The sequence below is a fragment of the Streptomyces sp. NPDC002577 genome (assembly GCF_053594815.1).
In genome coordinates this window covers 180,925-197,246 of the sequence record NZ_JBSFWK010000010.1, presented here as the reverse complement: position 1 = coordinate 197,246, position 16,322 = coordinate 180,925, and the positions used below count along the sequence as shown (strand labels likewise).

The window sequence follows — 16,322 nt, the reverse complement described above, 5'->3', positions numbered from 1 at the left end:
CCCTCAGGGCCGCCCGCCTGGCGCTCACAGCGGCCTGACCGCGACCGCCTCCGCTGCGGCCCTTCCCTCCGCGACCGCGTGCGCGATGCGGCGCGGCACGACGCAGTCGCCGACCGCGCGGACGGTCTGGCCGTCGGCCGGAGTGAAGTCCGGGCGCCGCGGACGGCGTTCGCCGACCGTCACCAGGAGGTCGGCGGCGAGGTCCGTCTCCTGACCGTCCAGCACATGGCGCAGCCGCACACCGTCGGGCGTCGTCGAGGTCACGGTGCTCATCGCGACGACACGCAGGGGCGCACCGGTGAGGCGGTTCATCAGCTGGGTGCGGTTCTCCGGCGACAGACCCGTCGCGAAGCCGTTGCCTGGCGTGATGACCGTGATTTCACGGGCGCCGGCCGCCAGCGCGCTCTCGACGGCGCTGATGCCCTGCCACCAGCCGAAGCCGTCGTCGAGGACGGCGACCCTGGGCGCGCTCGGTACCACCTCGGCGTACCGGTGGAGGAAGTCCGTGCTGGTGAGCGTGGGGAGTTCGCCCGGCACGGGCACGACCGCCTCCTCCGCTCCGGTGGCGAGCACGATCTGGGAGTACTCGGCGAGTTCGGCGGACGTCGGTGACGTACCGAGAAACACGCGGACGCCCAGGTCGGCGAGCTGGTCGCGCTGGTAGTCCACCAACTTCTGCCAGCCGGAGCGGTGTGCGGCGCGGCCTGCGAGGCGCGCCTGGCCGCCCGCTTCGCGGGCGCTGTCGAAGACGACCACCGCGGCGCCGCTACGGGCCAGGGCCATCGCGCACTCCATGCCCGCGGGGCCCGCGCCCAGGACGGCGACGGAGCCGGTGCGGGAACCGGGCGGTGTGAGCAGCAGCGGAACGGCCGGGCGGGACGCGGTTCCCGGCGGGCCGAGTTCGGGGTTCACGGAGCAGGACCCTGTGGGTTCGAAGGTCCGGCAGCCCTCGTTGCAGCCCGTGCAGGGGCGTATGGAGCGCTCGTCGCCGGTGATCACCTTGCGGGCGAAGTCCGGGTCGGCGATGAACGGCCGCGCCATGCCGACCAGATCGGCCCCCGAGTCCAGCGCCCGCTCGATGTCGGCAGCCGACCGGAACCCCTGGCTGACCAGCAGCGGAAGGGCGACCGCCGCGCGCAGCCGGGCCACGGACTCAAGAAGCGGCGGCCGGGTGGTGGCCATGCCGGGGACGTAGGTGTTGCGGACGCCGGTGGTGACGTTGACGTACGTGAACGGCGAAGCGGCATGCAGGCGCGGGAGCAGCTCGACCAGATCCTCCAGGCCGAGTCCGGAGTTCTCGCCCGGCTCCACCGACACCCTTACGCCGAGGGGGGCGTCACCGATCTCGGTACGGATCGCGTCGATCACCTGGGCCAGCAGGGCGATCCGGTCGCCGTACTCGTCGTCGCGGGTGTTGTTGACGCGGGAGAGGAACTGGGCGAGCAGATAGCCGTGTCCGGCGTGCAGCTCGACGCCGTGGAAGCCGGCCTGCACGCTGTTGGCCGCCGAGACGCGGAAGGCGTCGACGACACGGCGTACCTCTTCGGTGCTCAGCGCGTGCGGCGCGGTCGCCTCACGGGGTGAGCGGACGGCGGCCGCGGACACCGGCGCGTAGTACGTACCCGCGCCCAGGGTCTCCCGGCCGAGGTGGACGAGCTGGGCGATGGCCACCGCACCGCCGTCGGTGATGGCCTCGGCCCGGCGGCGCACGGAGTCCTTGATCTCGGGGCGCCATGCCTCGGTCAGGTAGCGCTGCGGCAGCGTCGAATCGGGGGCCACGGCGGTACCTCCGGTGATCACCATGCCGGCGCCGCCCTGTGCCAGGCGCCGCCAGTAGGCCGCGTCGGCCTCGGTGGGGGCGCCGTCGGCGACGGCGGCGGTGGCGTGGGCGGTGGCCACCAGGCGGTTGCGGAGGGTGAGACCGCCGAGCGTGAACGGTGTGGTGAGGGCGAGGTCGGTGGGCTGCGTCATGTGGCTCTCTCTGTCTGCTCAGGCTGCGGACCGGGGGGCAAGACCGATGAGTTCGGCCAGTCGGGCTCGGTGCCGGTCCGCCGTGCCGAACAGCACCTCACTGCTGCGCGCCCGGCGCACGTACAGATGTGCCGGGTGCTCCCAGGTGAAGCCGATTCCGCCGTGCAGCTGGACGTACTCGGCGGTCGCCAGGCGGAAGGTCTCGGAGCAGACAGCTGCTGCGGCGCCGGCGGCCACCGGCAGCTGTGGCGACGCGATGGCGACGCAGGCGGTCGCGTACGCGGACGCCGAGCGCGCGGCTTCGAGGGCGACCAGTACGTCGGCCAGCCGGTGCTTGACCGCCTGGAAGGAGCCGATGGGGCGCCCGAACTGGTGGCGTTGCGCGACGAATTCGACCGTAGCGTCGAGTGCGTGGCCGCTGCCGCCGACCTGCTCGGCGGCGAGCGCGGCCCGCCCGGCGTCGAGGGTCGCCATCACCTCACCCGACTCGCCCACGGATGTGGCGGGTGCGCCGTGGAACTCCACGAGAGCCTGGCGGCGCGTCTCGTCCAGGACGCGGCGCGGTGTCCGCGTGCAGGTGTCCCCGTTGGGCTCGCATGCGAACAACCGTGCGCCGTCGCTGGTCCGGGCCCGCACCACGATCAGATCCGCACCGGCTCCGTCGAGCACGAAGTCCGACGCGCCACGAAGGACCCAGCCCGAGGCGGAGCGCTCGGCGCTGATGAGCGGCTCGTCGTCGTGGAAACCTGCCACCGTCGCCGCGAGCGTGCCGTCGGCGATTCGCGGCAGATAGCGCTCGCATGCCTGCCGGTCGCCGCTGTTCAGCAGGGCGTACCCCGCGAGCACCACGGTGGGCAGCAGCGGGGCGCAGCACAGGGCGCGCCCGGACTCCTCCAGTGCCACAGCAAGTTCGGCGAAGGTGAAGCCGGATCCGCCGTACTCCTCGGGTATCGCGAGGCCGTGCACACCGATCTCGCCTGCCATCCGCGCCCACAGGGCTTCGTCGTGTCCGCGCGGGGTGGCCAGGTGCTTGCGGACGTCTTCGGACCCGCTCGCTTCGGTGAAGAAGTCGCGCAGGACCGTGCGGAGTTCCCGTTGTTCCTCGGTCTCGGACAGCAGCTGGGGGTCGATCTCGGGATGACGACGGTGCATGGGGTCTCCAGGGCGGGGAACTGGTTGAACGGTCTGGTGGTCGCGCGTCGGCGACGTAGGCAGGCGGTGATCCGAGGGACCGCACTGCCGCCGGAACTCGGCCGCTGCGGCGAGCGGGGTCAGCGCGCCCCGGGTCCGGTTCCGTGTGGAACGTTGCGGGTCACCGACTGCGGAAGCTCGTGGCTCGGGTCGATCGAGATCGTCTTCGTCAGCAGGTACTCGTCGACGGCGTCCGGGCCGTGCTCGCGCCCGAACCCCGACTTCTTGAATCCGCCGAACGGCGAGCCCAGGTCGGCTGCGAAGGTGTTGACCGAGAACGTGCCCGTGCGCACCCGCCGCGCGACCTCGAACCCGTGTGCCGTGTCCGCCGTGAACACGGAGCCCGCCAGCCCCAGATCGCTGTCGTTGGCGATACGCACGGCGTCGTCCTCGCCGCGGTGCGGGATGAGGGAGGCAACGGGCCCGAAGATCTCCTCCCTCGACACCCTCATCCCGTTGTGCGCGTCGGTGACGAGGGTCGGCTCGTAGTACCACCCGCGGTTCAGGTGCGATGGCCGACGGCCGCCCGAGGCGATGGTCGCGCCCTCCTTGCGTGCCACGTCCACGTAGTACTCGACGCGGTCACGCTGGCGGGATGTGACCAGTGGACCGACCACCGTGTCGGCTTCCATGGGGTCGCCGACCTTGAGCGAGGCGAACGCGTCGGCCAGGGCCTCCGCGTAGGCGCGGTACTGGGACTCGGGAACCAGCAGTCGTGTCTGGGCGACGCAGCTCTGGCCCGAGTTCGTGCCGACGCTGGCCCCGACGAGGGTGGGCAGCACGTCCTCCATCTTGGCGTCCTCGAGCACGATGGCCGCGGACTTGCCGCCGAGCTCCAGCACGCACGGCCGTACGAGTTCGCCGCAGGCCGCAGCGATCCTGGCGCCGACGTCGACGGAGCCGGTGAAGCTGACCATGTCCACACCGGGGTGGCGGACCAGGTACTCGGACTCGGGTGCCCGCGCCGCGACGATGTTGAGGACACCGGACGGCAGACCGATCTCTTCGCAGACCTCGCCGACCATGAATGTCGCCAGAGGGTTGGGTTCCGTGACCTTGACGATGACGGTGCAGCCCGCGATCAGCGCCGGCCCGGCCTTCTGGCCGATCGCCGGAAGCGCGAAGTTGTATGCCGGGAAGGCGGCGACCACACCGACGGGCTCCTTGACGACCAGGCTGGACCCGGCCATGGGGATGATGCTTCCTCCTGCCGACTTGCCCGAAAGCGGGGAGAGGTCGCTGATGCGCACCTCGGCCGTCTGCAGGCTCCGGCCGATCTCGGCGGAGTAGTTGAAGCTCATGACGGGCGACACCGTCTGGTAGACCTGCGACAGGAACAGTGTGCAGCCGAGCTCTTCGGTGATCAGTTCGGCAAGCTCGTTCCGCCGCCTCTCGATCCCGTCCGCCAGACGGGAGACGTAGTCGGCTCGCTCTGCCGGGGTGAGCCTCGGCCACTCGCCTTCGTCGAAGGCCTGCCTGGCCGCGGCGACTGCGGCGTCGATGTCCCCCTTCGAGGCGGCAGGGACCCGCCCGATGCGCTGCTCGGACCTCGGGGAGATCACGTCGAAGTGGTCCGTGCCCTCTGCCGCTCGCCAGGACCCGTTGATGAAGAAGGCCTTGTGATCGATGGCTGTCAACTTTCCCTCCCGCAGGGGCGGTGGTGGTGTCGGTGAGTCCTGCTCAGGAGCGGTGTGCCGTCTCGGTGGCCGTCTCGGCGGCTGTCAGCCCGAAGACGAGGGCTGAGGCGAGGCCGCCCGCGTAGGCGCGGTGCCACAGGCCGCCGGTGTCCGATCCGGCGGCGAGGAGCCCTCCGATCGGCCGGCCGTCCTCGCCCAGCACGCGGGCCCGGTCGTCGATGCGCACGCCGTGGAACGGGAAAGTGATGGCCGGCACCGTCTCGATGACGTAGTACGGAGGTTCGTCCAGCGGCAGGCGGTCCAGCTCCCGGCCGGGCACGGGGTCCACCCCTGCCGAGGCGTGCTCGTTGAACAGCTTCACGGCGTTGCGGATGGCCTCGCCCTGGTAGCCCCATTCCTCGGGCAGGTAGGCCAGTTCGTCGAGGTCCTCGGCCAGTCCGACACGGCCGCCTCGTTTGCTCGCCAGGGCGAACTTGTCGACGGCTACGGCGCCCTCGACGTACGCGCCGACTATCCAATCGCGGAACACCCGGGCATCGGCGATGAGGAGACCGCGGCCTTCGGGCTGTTCCAGCAGGGCCATGGCCGTGAGGTGGTCGCCCAGCGTCTCGTCGACGAACCGCTCGCTCTGCAGATTGAACAGCAGGGCGTGTTCGCTGTAGTAGAGCGACATGTCGACGAAGTCAGCCGGGTCGGCGAAGGGGATGCCGCTGGGGATGAGGTGCCCGTAGAAGCCGGCGTCGTCGCCGCCGGTGGCCGCGCCGGTCTGGGTGGCCAGGCGGTAGCCGCCGCCGCGGCTGTGGGGGTTGGAGCGGAGCTGCATGCGATCGGCATGGGGGTGCACATGTGCGGTGCGCAGGGCGAGGTCGCCCTGGAATCCGCCGGTCGCCACGAGCGTGGTGCGGGCCCGCACGTGCCTGCGCGTGCCGTCGGCCGCCCTCAGGTCGGCGCCGGCCACGACGCCGTGCTCGACCACCAGCCGTTCGGTGTCAGTCCCGAGCAGCAGCTCGCCGCCGCCTTCGACGATGAGTCGTCGGCAGGTGTCGACGTAGTGGTTGGTGTCGAACTGATGCCCGCGGCCGAAGCTGAGGATCCGTTGGGCGTCCTTGGCCTCGACGCCGATGGAGCGGATCCAGGAGATGCCGTCGTCGAACCTGTCCACCAGCGCGCGCTTGAGCGCGATGTCGCCGCGCGGATTGTGCTGGTCCATGACGTCGTGGTTCGGGGCGGTCCACGCGTAACCGGCGAAGCGTGCGGAGCCACCGACGTCCGTACCGATCTCGACGATCACCACGGACAGGCCGTTGCGGACTGCGCGGGCGCCGGCGGTCAGCCCCGCCATTCCCGCACCGATGATCAGCAGATCGACGTCGTCTGTGTGCACGCGGCTCTCCTCCGGCCAAGGGATCGGCTCTCCAGCGAGTCCCGCTGGTGTTCGCCCTGACAACCAGCTAGCAAAACCGAATCCAATTCGAAACGCAACAGTCATGCTCGGATCAGCGCCTGCTAATTCGACCAACAAGGAGCAGAACACCCCTAGTTAGAGCTACACAAGCCCCGGTTCATCGGCCCCCGGCGGCCGGAAATCGGCCTCGACACGCTTCTTGACGCCAGTTCAGTTCAATTCCAAGCTTGAGGAGCCTGCCAGGGATCCATTGCGCGCGGCGCTGTCCGCACGACCGAACCGGCATCCCGGCTCGCCATCTGCGAAGGAGAAAGCATGGGAACCCTCGACGGAAAAGTCGCCTTCATCACGGGTGCCGGCCGCGGCCAGGGAAGGTCGCATGCCTGCCGGCTGGCGGAGGAGGGTGCCGACGTCATCGTGCTGGACATCTGTGCGGACGCCGTGGAGACGGTCGGCTATCCGCTGGCCACCAGCGATGATCTCAAGGAGACCGTCGCGCTGGTCGAGGCACGAGGGCGTCGCGCGTTCGCGGGCACAGCGGATGTACGCGACCTCGGTCAGGTTCAAAGGGTCGTCGAGGGGGGCCTCGCCGAGTTCGGCAAGATCGACATCGTCTGTGCCAACGCCGGCATCGGGTCATGGTCCGTCAGCTGGGAGATGCCCGAGCATGTGTGGAAGGACATGATCGACGTCAACCTGACCGGTGTCTTCAACACCGTCCGTGCGGCGCTCCCCTCGATGGTCGAGCGCGGACAAGGCGGCTCAGTCGTCCTGACCAGCTCGACAGCGGGCCTCCTCGGCTACCTCAACACGGCGCACTACACGGCGGCGAAGCACGGGGTCATCGGGTTCATGAAGGTGCTCGCACAGGAGCTGGGGCCGCACCGCATCCGCGTGAACGCCGTCTGCCCCACGACGGTGAACACACCCCTCGTCGTGAACGCCCCCACCTTCGAACTCTTCGCACCCGACGTCACCAACCCGACGGCGGCCGACGTCCACGAGCCCTTCGCGGCCCTCAACATCCTTCCGGACGTCCCGTGGATCGAGCCCGAGGACGTCTCGGAGGCCGTGCTCTGGCTGTGTTCCGAGTCGGCGCGTTACATCACGGGCGTCGCCCTCCCCGTCGATGCCGGCAACACCGTCAAGAAGGGCTGACCACCGTCAAGAAGGGCTGACGTGGAGACCGGCGACCGCCCGCGAGGCGGATGCTCCGGGAGGCCGCTCACGGCACAAGACCGTGAGCGGCCTCCGCTTGCCCGCCGGGGCCTCGGCTTCACCCCTGTGCGGCAGCCACAGGAGCGTCGTCCTGCCCGTCGAAGTACGCCTGTTCGGCGCGGGCGAGGAACGCGGGGTCCCCGGGCTCGCCGCGGACAGCGATGCCGCCTTCGTGCAGCACGACCACCTCTTGGCAGGCGGACGCGGCGCGGCCGAGCGACTGCTCCAACAGCACGACGGTCATGCCTTCGCGTGCGAGCCGGCCGAGGCGGGCGTACACCTCGTCGACCATCGCGGGCGACAGGCCGAGCGCCGGTTCGTCGACGATCAGCAGGTCGGGCCGCGCCATCAGGGCCCTGGCGATCGCCAGGATCTGCTGCTCGCCTCCGGAGAGGCCGGCGGCGGGTACGCCCATCCGGTCGCGCAGCCGCGGCGGCAGCCACTCGGCGGTCTCCTCGAGGCGCGCCTTCAGGTCCGCTCCCTTGATGCCGGCGGCGTACGCGGCCACCTCCAGGTTCTCCCGCAGCGACAGCGTCTTGAACAGGGCGCGGCCCTCAGGCACCAGCGCGGTACGCAGGTCCTGGGCTGCCGCACGCTCGCCGCGGGTGGGCGAGAGCGAGCCGTGCAGGATCCGGCCGAGCGTGCTCTTGCCCGCACCGTTGGCACCGACGACGCCGACGACGCTGCCCTGCGGAATGGTGAGGCCGATGCCGTGCAGCGCGGTCACTCCGCCGTAGGCGTGGCCCACCCCCTCCAGGCGCACTGCGGCGCGCTCGGTGCCGTCCAGGCGCGAAAGCTCCGTCCGGGCACCGCCCTCGCCCAGGTAGGAGGTCCGCACCCGGGGATCGTCCAGGATCCTGCCGGGCTCGCCCTCGCCGATCGGCCGGCCGAAGTCGAAGGCGACCACGCGGTGGGCGACGGCGAACAGGTCGTCGAGGACGTGGTCGATGATCACGACCGCGGTGCCGCGCTGCTGCTGCCGTACGATCTGCCGGGCCAGCACGGTGCGTTCACCGGCATCGAGACCGCCGAACGGCTCGTCCAGAATGAGCAGTTCTGGCTCCTCGGCGAGCGCCCTGGCCAGGTCGAGGCGCTTGTGCAGGCCGAACGGGAGCTCGCCCGGGTAGCGGTCCGCGACGTGTGCCAGGCCGACCCTCCCCAGCAGTTCCACGGCCCTGGCCCGGTTGTGCGCGGTGACACGGCGACGGGTGCAGAGCACGTTCTCCAGGACGGTCAGCTCGGGGAACGTCTCGGCGTGCTGGAAGGTCCGGCCGATGCCGAGCCTGCGTCGGGCGGTGGCGCGGGTCTTCAGCAGGGGTTTGCCGCCGTACCGGGCGCTGCCGGCGACCCGTCCGCCTCCGACGAGCCCGGACAGCACGTTCAGCAGCGTCGTCTTGCCCGCGCCGTTGGGGCCGATGATCGCGAGGGTCTCCCCCGCCCGTACCGTCAACGAGGCGCCTTCGAGTGCCTTCAGGCCGCCGAAGGTGACGGACACCTCGTCAAGTCGCAGCAGTTCCTTAGGGGTTGCGGGCGCGGGCACGTGCTGCACGGGTTCCTCGTGCGGATCCACGAGGGTGGGCGTGTGGGGCGTGGGCCGCCGCACCAGTCTGCGCGCCGTCCGCCCGAGGAAGAGCACCACGCCACCCGGCAGGAACAGCAGTGCGGCGATGAGCACGACGCCTTGGAGGATCGGCTGCGGGACCCCTGCGCTCTCTGCGGCCGTCGGAGCCCAGGTCAGGTACACGCCACCGACGACGGCGCCCAGCAGCGTGCCCGCACCGCCGAGTACGCACGCGGCGATCAGCGAGATGGCCAGCGCCAGGGAGAACGGGTCCGGGCTGACGAACCCGACGACCAGGGCCAGCAGCACCCCCGCCAGCGCGGCGAACGCGGCGCTGACCGCGAAGGCCAGGGCCGACTGGGCCTCCGGCGCGATGCCGATCGAACGGGCGGCCATCGGGTGGGATTTGGCGGCGACGAGGCGCATCCGCAGGGCGCTGGGCCGGGCCAGCGCGGCCACCGCGAGCGCGACGCCTGCCACGCCCACGGCGATGTACTGCGCCTGCGTACCGGCGCTGGCCAGCGTGCCGAGCCCCAGTGCGCTGTCCAGCTTCTCCATCGGAATGCCCTGGTCACCGCCGGTCACGCTGGTCCACTGGCCCATGACCTCCAGCGACACCATGGTGAACGCGAGGGTCAGCAGGGCGACGTACAGCATCGAGAACCGCGCACCCGCAGAACCCAGAAACGCCCCGAAGGCCGCACTGCAGGCGATCGCGCCGAGCACCACGGCCTCCAGCGACCAGCCGTGCGTACTGCCGTAGGCCGCGAAGTAGGCACCCATGGCGAAGAACGCGGGATGAGCGATCGACCAGATGCCGGCCCAGCCCGCGAGCAGGCTCACCGAGAGGACGAGGACGGTGTAGACGGCCGCGAGCCCTACGGAGTACGCCTGGTACGGCGGGATGACCCCGGAGTTCAGCACGAGGATGAGCACGGCCGCGGCGAGCGGCCCGAGTGCCGCCCTGGCGAGGTTGGAACGACTGATGACAGACATGGACCGCTCCCTCAGACCCGCTGGAACGTGCGCACGCCGAACAGCCCCTGCGGGCGTATCAGCAGCACGAGGATGGTGAACGTGAACACGAAGGTGTCCCGGTAGCCGGCCGAGACATAGCTCGCTGCCAGGTTGTCCAGCACGCCGACCGTCAGCCCGCCGATGACGGCGCCGTACATGCTGGTCAGGCCGCCGAGGAAGATCCCGGCGAAGGCGCGGAACAGTGGTGCGCTGAGCACCGTCGGCACCAGGCCGGCCCGGGGCGCGTAGAGGAACGCGGCGAGCGCCGCGAGGCCGAGTCCCAGTGCCCAGGAGATCCGGGCGATGCGCTGCGAACCGAGGCCGAGGATCTGCGCGGTGTCGGCGGACTCGGCGACGGCGCGCATCGCGGAGCCGATGGTCGTACGTCCGAAGAGATACGCCACCGACGCCATCGCGACCGCCGCCACGGCGATGGTCAGGAGGCTCTGCGCCGGTATCGCCGAGCCCCCGAACGAGACGGATCCCTCCACCAGGCTCGGGAAGAGCCGCGGCTGGTCGTCCCATATCGTGCTGATGACGCTCTCCGCGATGAGCGAGACGCCCATCGTCATGACGAGCGCCGAAAGCAACTCCCCCTGCGCGAGCGGCCTGATCACCGTCTCACGGGCGGTCAGGCCGACCATCACTGTCACCGCGATGGCGGCCAGGGCGGCCAGTATCAGCGGCAGACCGTTGTCGTACAGCGTCAACGCCGCATACAGGCCGACGGTAGCGAGGCTGGCGAGGGCGAAGTTGACCACGTCCGTCGCCCGATAAATGATCACCAGCCCGAGGCCCATCAGGCCGTACACCGCACCACTGGCGAGACCACTCACCAGGACGAGCAGAAACTGATCCACGTCGACCGTCTCCTCGTGCCGAGCGCCCGCGCGCCCTGCACCTCGGCGCCGCCGGAGCGCATTGCAAACTGAACTCTGCGCCTTGCGAACTGAACTCAATTCGAGACCGTAAGCATCGGGCCCCGGGCGGGCAATACCCGTGCACGAGTTGATTCGGGCGTCTTCGGCCATGGCGGCACGGCGCCGGCCGGCCGGCACAGCGGAAGCGGTCGGCCTCAGCGGCGGGAACCGCCCGCCCGGGGCCCGGTCCGAAACCACCGCCCCTTGGAAGGGGTTCCGGACCGGGAGCCGAGCCCGGAAGACCGTCAAACGGTGAAGCGGCCGCCGTTGGCGAGCAGCACCGCGCCGACCAGGTTCGCCGCGGCGTCGCTCGCCAGGAACAGCGCGATGTCGGCGATCTCCTCCGGCGTCGCATAGGGGCGTACCCGCGTGTCGCCGAGATCGGTGCGCAATGCCGCAGGGGTACGCGCCGCCATACCGGTCTCGGTCGGACCGGGCGCGACCACGTTCACCCGGATCCCGGACGAGATGACCTCCTTGGCCACGGCCTGACTCAGCGCGTGCACACCCGCCTTCGACGCGGCGTAATGCGGGTATCCGACCGGCGTGTCGAAGGCCGAGGAAGAGCCGATCACGACGATCGCGCCCGCCCCGGCGGGCCGCATGGCCCGGACCGCGGCGCGCAGCACGTGGAACGTGCCGTCCAGGTTGACCCGCATGACTCGCCGCCAGGCAGCGTCTGCGAGCTGGTCGGTCACCTGAGGCACACGCCCCTCGACCAGCGCGTCCGCGATCCGCTGCTTGGACTCCGGGTCGTCGACCCCGGCAGCGTGCACCAGTAGGTCGAGCCGCCCATGCTCGCGCAGTACGTCCTCCACGGCGCCGTCGACCGCGGCCGCATCCGCCACGTCGAGGGCGAACGCCCGCCCGACAGGCAGTTCCTTGGCCATCAGCGCGGCAGCCTCGACGTTCACGTCCGCCAGGGCTACGGCCTGCGCCCCTTCTGCGGCCAGCTGCCTGGCGACAGCCGCACCCATCCCCGATCCGGCACCCGTCACCATCGCGACCTTGCCCGCGAACCGGCCCGGTCGTACGTCCCTGCTCATCCTCGTGCTCCTTCTCGACATCACTGTTACTGAACTGACTTCGTCTCTGTTATCGTCACCGCCGTTGAACTGACAAGACCCTGGACGGTGACAATGAGGGCGGTGCGGCTGACAGCGTGGGGACGGGAACCGGCGCTCACCGAGGTTGAGCGGCCGGTCCCCCACGGGGCCGAGGTACTGGTGCGGGTGGAGGCGGCGGGGCTCTGCCACTCCGACATCCACGTCATCGACGGCTCCTCGGGCACACTCCCCTACCGGCCGCCGTTCACCCTCGGCCATGAGGTCGCCGGGCAGGTCGCGGCCCTCGGCCCTGACGCCGAGGGGCCGGCGGTCGGTGCACGGGTGGTGCTCTACGGCCCGTGGGGATGCGGGTCCTGCGCACGCTGCGCCGCGGGCCGCGACAACTACTGCGATCGACGCGACGGTCTGGGATGGCACGGCGTCGGACTCGGCCGGGACGGCGGGATGGCCGAGTACGTCCTCGTACCGGCCGGCCGGTATCTGGTCCCGATCGGCGACCTGCCGGCCGATCAGGCGGCGCCTCTCTCGGACGCCGGGCTGACCTCGTACCATGCCGTCGCCGGAGTACGCCATGCTCTCGGCGAAAGCACCACCGCAGCCGTCATCGGCGTCGGCGGGCTCGGCCACCTCGCCGTCCAGATACTCCGCGCGACCACCCCGAGCCGCGTTCTGGCAGTCGACATCCGCGAAGAGGCCCTCACGCTCGCCCAACGCAGTGGCGCGCACGCGGCGACCCTGATGCGAGCGGACACCGCCCGCATACTGAGGACGCAGAGCGGCGGTGTGGGGGTGGACGCCGTTCTCGACTTCGTCGGCAACAGCGCGACCCTCGAGCTCGCCACCGGCATCCTGCGCCCCGGCGGGGAACTTACGGTGGTCGGCAGTGGCGGCGGGCAGCTGACGGTACGCAAGCCGGGCTTCCTGCCGCCGGGATTCCGGCTCTCGCTGCCGTTCTGGGGCACCCGGCCGGAGCTTGCCGAGGTCATCGCACTGGCACGCTCGGGAGCGCTCCACGTCGAGGTGGAGCAGTTCCCGCTGTCCGCCGCACCGGAGGCATTCGACCGCCTGCGGCAGAGCAGGGTTTCAGGACGGGCTGTGCTGATACCCGGCTGACGGGCGCCCAGGCAAGAACGAGAGTTACTCGGGCAACAACCAGAATCACGAAGTGTGGTTTTCGCACGGAGACAAGGAAACGCAGACCGGGCCGGCGGAGGTTCAGCAGATATCCGGCGCCGGCCTGCGATCCGAGATATTTCTCCCTCCATTTCTGAGTCACATAGACCGTCTCAAAATTCCCTTTTCAGCTAGCCAGGGGCGCTTGGGCGCGCACCGAATGAGCCGGCCGCCCTCAGATCACCCCTGGCTCAGCTCCCTCCGGAGCAGGCCCCTCCACCCGCATGCAGTAAATGGAGGAGCGGGCTGCCATCCCTGCCATGAGGCGCCTGAGCAGCGTCGACCCGCCACAGCGACAGGGCTCCGTGCGATGACGGCGCGATCCAGTCCGGTCCAGGCCGAGTGGCACCCCGACCATGGACGACGGAAACTGACGGCAATGCTTTCGCGGAGGCAATGAGCCACGACCTCGTGGCTTCGGCTTCCGATTCCTTCTGAATTGCTTTGTCCGTTCATCGCTCAGCGCGAGGACAGTGAGCGTCGGTCATCCGGCCGATGGTGGTCGAGATTCCTCAGGGAGCTTGCATGGTGGAGAAGTCTGCCAAGGTCTTGACGACCGGGCCGGATGAATCTGCAGTGGCCGAGCGCAGTACGATCGTCGCGCCGCCGGACAACGGCCCGTCGACGGCCACCGAGAGGAACTTCGCGGAAGTGCTGGCGGGCGTCGTGCGTGTCGAGCAGGTGTCGGTCGACAGTAATTTCTTCACCGACCTCGGTGCCAATTCTCTGGTCATGGCTCAGTTCTGCGCACGGGTCAGGAAGCGGGCGGATCTGCCGTCCGTCTCGATGAAGGACATCTACCGTCATCCGACGATCCGGAGCCTGGCCACGGCGCTGACCGAGGCGGCACCGGCCGCACCAGCCGATGCCGCCCACGCCCCAGCCCCCGTCAGCTCGGCTGGCGCGGCGTCATCTGACGTGGTGAAACCGGCCGGCAATCTGCAGTACGTCATCTGCGGAGCGTTGCAGTTGCTGCTTTTCCTCGGATATTCGTTTCTGGCCGCGCTTGTCACCGCCCGGGGTTACGCATGGATAGCCGCCGGCGCGAATCTGACCGAGATCTACCTGCGGTCGGTCGTGTTCGGCGGCATCGGTTTCGTCGCGCTGTGCACCTTCCCGGTCGTGGCCAAATGGATTCTGATCGGCCGGTGGAAGACACGCGAATTCCCGGTCTGGGGCCTGACCTATCTGCGGTTCTGGACCGTGAAGGTGCTGCTCCACGCCAATCCGATGGTCTTCTTCGTCGGCAATCCCCTGTATGTGCTGTACCTCAGGGCGCTCGGCGCTCGGATCGGCAAGGGCGTCACGATCCTCTCCCACCACGTGCCCGTCTGCACCGACCTGCTCACGATCGGCGCCGGCACGGTGATCCGCAAGGACTCGTTCTTCCTCTGCTACCGGGCGCATGCCGGCCGTATCCAGACGGGCCCGGTCACCCTCGGCCGGGACGTGTTCATCGGCGAGAAGACCGTGATCGACATCGACACGTCGATGGGTGACGGGGCTCAGCTCGGCCACACGTCCTCACTGCACAGCGGCCAGGCGGTCCCGGACGGTCAGCGGTGGCACGGCTCCCCTGCACAGCCCACGGAGGTCGACTATGTGAGGGTCCCGCCCGCCAAGTGCGGCACGCTGCGGCGGGCCGGCTTCGGCCTCGTCACCGCGGGTCAGCTGTTCCTCCTCGCCGTGCCGCTCGCCGTCGGCGGACTGTACATGCTGCTGACAGAGGTCCCGGTGCTGAGCGAGCGGCTGCGCCCGGGCGCGGCCGGCTTCACGTCGGGGGAGCTCTATATCGACGCGCTGATGGTGTCCGCCGCGATGTTCTTCGGCTTCGTCTTCCTGGGCCTCGTCATGTTGTTCACCGTTCCGCGCCTGCTGAGTCTGTTCGTCAAGCCGGACAAGGTCTATCCGCTGTACGGCTTTCACTACTCGACGCACCGGGCGATCACGCGGATGACGAACGTGAAGTTCTTCAAATGGCTCTTCGGTGACAGCTCCTACATCGTCCACTATCTGCGCGGCCTCGGATACGACTTGTCCCGGGTCGAGCAGACCGGGTCGAACTTCGGCACGGAGGTGGGGCACGAGACCCCGTATCTGTGCTCCGTCGGCAGCGGCACGATGGTCGCCGACGGTCTTTCGATCGTCAATGCCGACTTCTCGAGCACGTCTTTCCGCGTGTCCCGGGCATCGATCGGGGCGCACAACTTCCTCGGGAACAACATCGCCTTTCCGTCAGGAGCGAAGACAGGCGAGAACTGTCTCCTCGCGACGAAGGTCATGGTGCCGCTGGACGGCGAAGTACGCGAGGGGGTGGGTCTGCTCGGCTCGCCGTGTTTCGAGATTCCCCGCTCGGTGGAGCGCGACTCGCGGTTCGACCACATGCGGACCGGGGACGAGTTGCGCCGCAATCTCGCCGCGAAGAACCGCTACAACATCACGTCGATGGTCTTCCACCTGCTTGTGCGGTGGCTGTACGTCTTCGTGCTCGCACTGATCGCCCTCGCGGACGTCGACCTGTACAAGCATTCTCTAGGGCACGTGCTGGTCGCGGCATTCGTTGTGTTCTCCCTGGCGTTCACCCCCCTCTACTTCGTGCTGGTGGAGCGGGCCATCCTGGCGTTCCGCGGGCTGCGCCCCCGGTTGTGCTCCATCTACGACCCGTACTTCTGGTGGCACGAGCGCGTGTGGAAGGTGCCCGACGAATACCTCAACGTATTCAACGGAACCCCGTTCAAGAATGTGATCTGGCGGATGCTGGGGGTTCGGATCGGCAGCCGGGTCTTCGATGACGGCTGCTATCTGACCGAGCGGATGCTGACCACCATCGGGAGCGACTGCACCCTCAATGCGGGCAGCAAGATCCAGTGCCACTCGCAGGAGGACGGCACGTTCAAGTCCGACCGCAGCACGCTCGGCGACGGCTGCACGCTCGGTGTCGCTGCCCACGTCCACTACGGCGTGACGATGGGCGACGGCGCAGTGCTCGCCCCCGACTCCTTTCTCATGAAGGGCGAGGAAGTCCCAGAGCACGCCCGATGGGGTGGAAACCCTGCCGCGGAGATGCGAGACGCACCCCGCCTGCCTGCCGCACTGGGGCAGACGGGGTAGCGGGACCGTCTCGGTGGCGGGCGCACCTGGCTGGACGACACAGCAGGCCCG

Annotated in this window: 10 protein-coding genes; 3 read left to right on the top strand and 7 right to left on the bottom strand. The window is 69.6% G+C overall.

Translation table 11 applies throughout. The annotated features are described in order from the left end of the window. Window positions 1-24: 24 nt before the first annotated feature. The 4 genes from ACWD4J_RS16885 to ACWD4J_RS16870 form a co-directional block, all read right to left on the bottom strand. Entirely contained in the window at window positions 25-1,971 is a 1,947-nt protein-coding gene (locus ACWD4J_RS16885) for an oxidoreductase (protein ID WP_451396138.1), read from the bottom strand. Between the two features lie 18 nt (window positions 1,972-1,989). Beyond that, window positions 1,990-3,123: an acyl-CoA dehydrogenase family protein gene (locus ACWD4J_RS16880; RefSeq protein ID WP_451396137.1), complete on the bottom strand. Its 1,134-nt coding sequence runs from the start codon at window positions 3,121-3,123 to the stop codon at window positions 1,990-1,992. Between the two features lie 119 nt (window positions 3,124-3,242). Continuing rightward, complete coding sequence (locus ACWD4J_RS16875) at window positions 3,243-4,799, bottom strand: aldehyde dehydrogenase (protein ID WP_451396136.1); 1,557 nt, start codon at window positions 4,797-4,799, stop codon at window positions 3,243-3,245. Between the two features lie 43 nt (window positions 4,800-4,842). Continuing rightward, the gene (locus ACWD4J_RS16870; RefSeq protein ID WP_451396135.1) at window positions 4,843-6,183 is read right to left on the bottom strand and encodes an FAD-dependent oxidoreductase; all 1,341 of its coding nucleotides are present in this window, start codon (window positions 6,181-6,183) and stop codon (window positions 4,843-4,845) included. A gap of 336 nt (window positions 6,184-6,519) precedes the next feature. Between ACWD4J_RS16870 and ACWD4J_RS16865 the strand changes: the two genes are divergently transcribed. Next, window positions 6,520-7,362 (top strand): mycofactocin-coupled SDR family oxidoreductase, encoded by an 843-nt coding sequence (locus ACWD4J_RS16865; RefSeq protein WP_451396134.1) that lies wholly within the window; start codon window positions 6,520-6,522, stop codon window positions 7,360-7,362. 118 nt (window positions 7,363-7,480) lie between these two features. Here the strand turns inward: ACWD4J_RS16865 and ACWD4J_RS16860 are convergent, their stop codons facing one another. From ACWD4J_RS16860 to ACWD4J_RS16850, 3 genes are all read right to left on the bottom strand, one after another. Next, window positions 7,481-9,979 carry an ATP-binding cassette domain-containing protein gene (locus tag ACWD4J_RS16860; RefSeq protein WP_451396133.1) on the bottom strand — a complete coding sequence of 833 codons (2,499 nt, stop codon included), beginning with the start codon at window positions 9,977-9,979 and terminating at the stop codon, window positions 7,481-7,483. Between the two features lie 11 nt (window positions 9,980-9,990). Beyond that, window positions 9,991-10,860 carry a branched-chain amino acid ABC transporter permease gene (locus ACWD4J_RS16855; RefSeq protein WP_451396132.1) on the bottom strand — a complete coding sequence of 290 codons (870 nt, stop codon included), beginning with the start codon at window positions 10,858-10,860 and terminating at the stop codon, window positions 9,991-9,993. A 305-nt stretch (window positions 10,861-11,165) separates the two neighbouring features. Beyond that, window positions 11,166-11,966: an SDR family NAD(P)-dependent oxidoreductase gene (locus ACWD4J_RS16850; protein ID WP_451396131.1), complete on the bottom strand. Its 801-nt coding sequence runs from the start codon at window positions 11,964-11,966 to the stop codon at window positions 11,166-11,168. A gap of 93 nt (window positions 11,967-12,059) precedes the next feature. Between ACWD4J_RS16850 and ACWD4J_RS16845 the strand changes: the two genes are divergently transcribed. Both ACWD4J_RS16845 and ACWD4J_RS16840 read left to right on the top strand, forming a co-directional pair. After that, on the top strand, window positions 12,060-13,100 hold the full coding sequence (locus ACWD4J_RS16845; protein ID WP_451396193.1) for an NAD(P)-dependent alcohol dehydrogenase: 1,041 nt from the start codon (window positions 12,060-12,062) through the stop codon (window positions 13,098-13,100). A gap of 585 nt (window positions 13,101-13,685) precedes the next feature. Next, window positions 13,686-16,271 (top strand): Pls/PosA family non-ribosomal peptide synthetase, encoded by a 2,586-nt coding sequence (locus tag ACWD4J_RS16840; RefSeq protein WP_451396130.1) that lies wholly within the window; start codon window positions 13,686-13,688, stop codon window positions 16,269-16,271. Window positions 16,272-16,322: the final 51 nt, after the last annotated feature.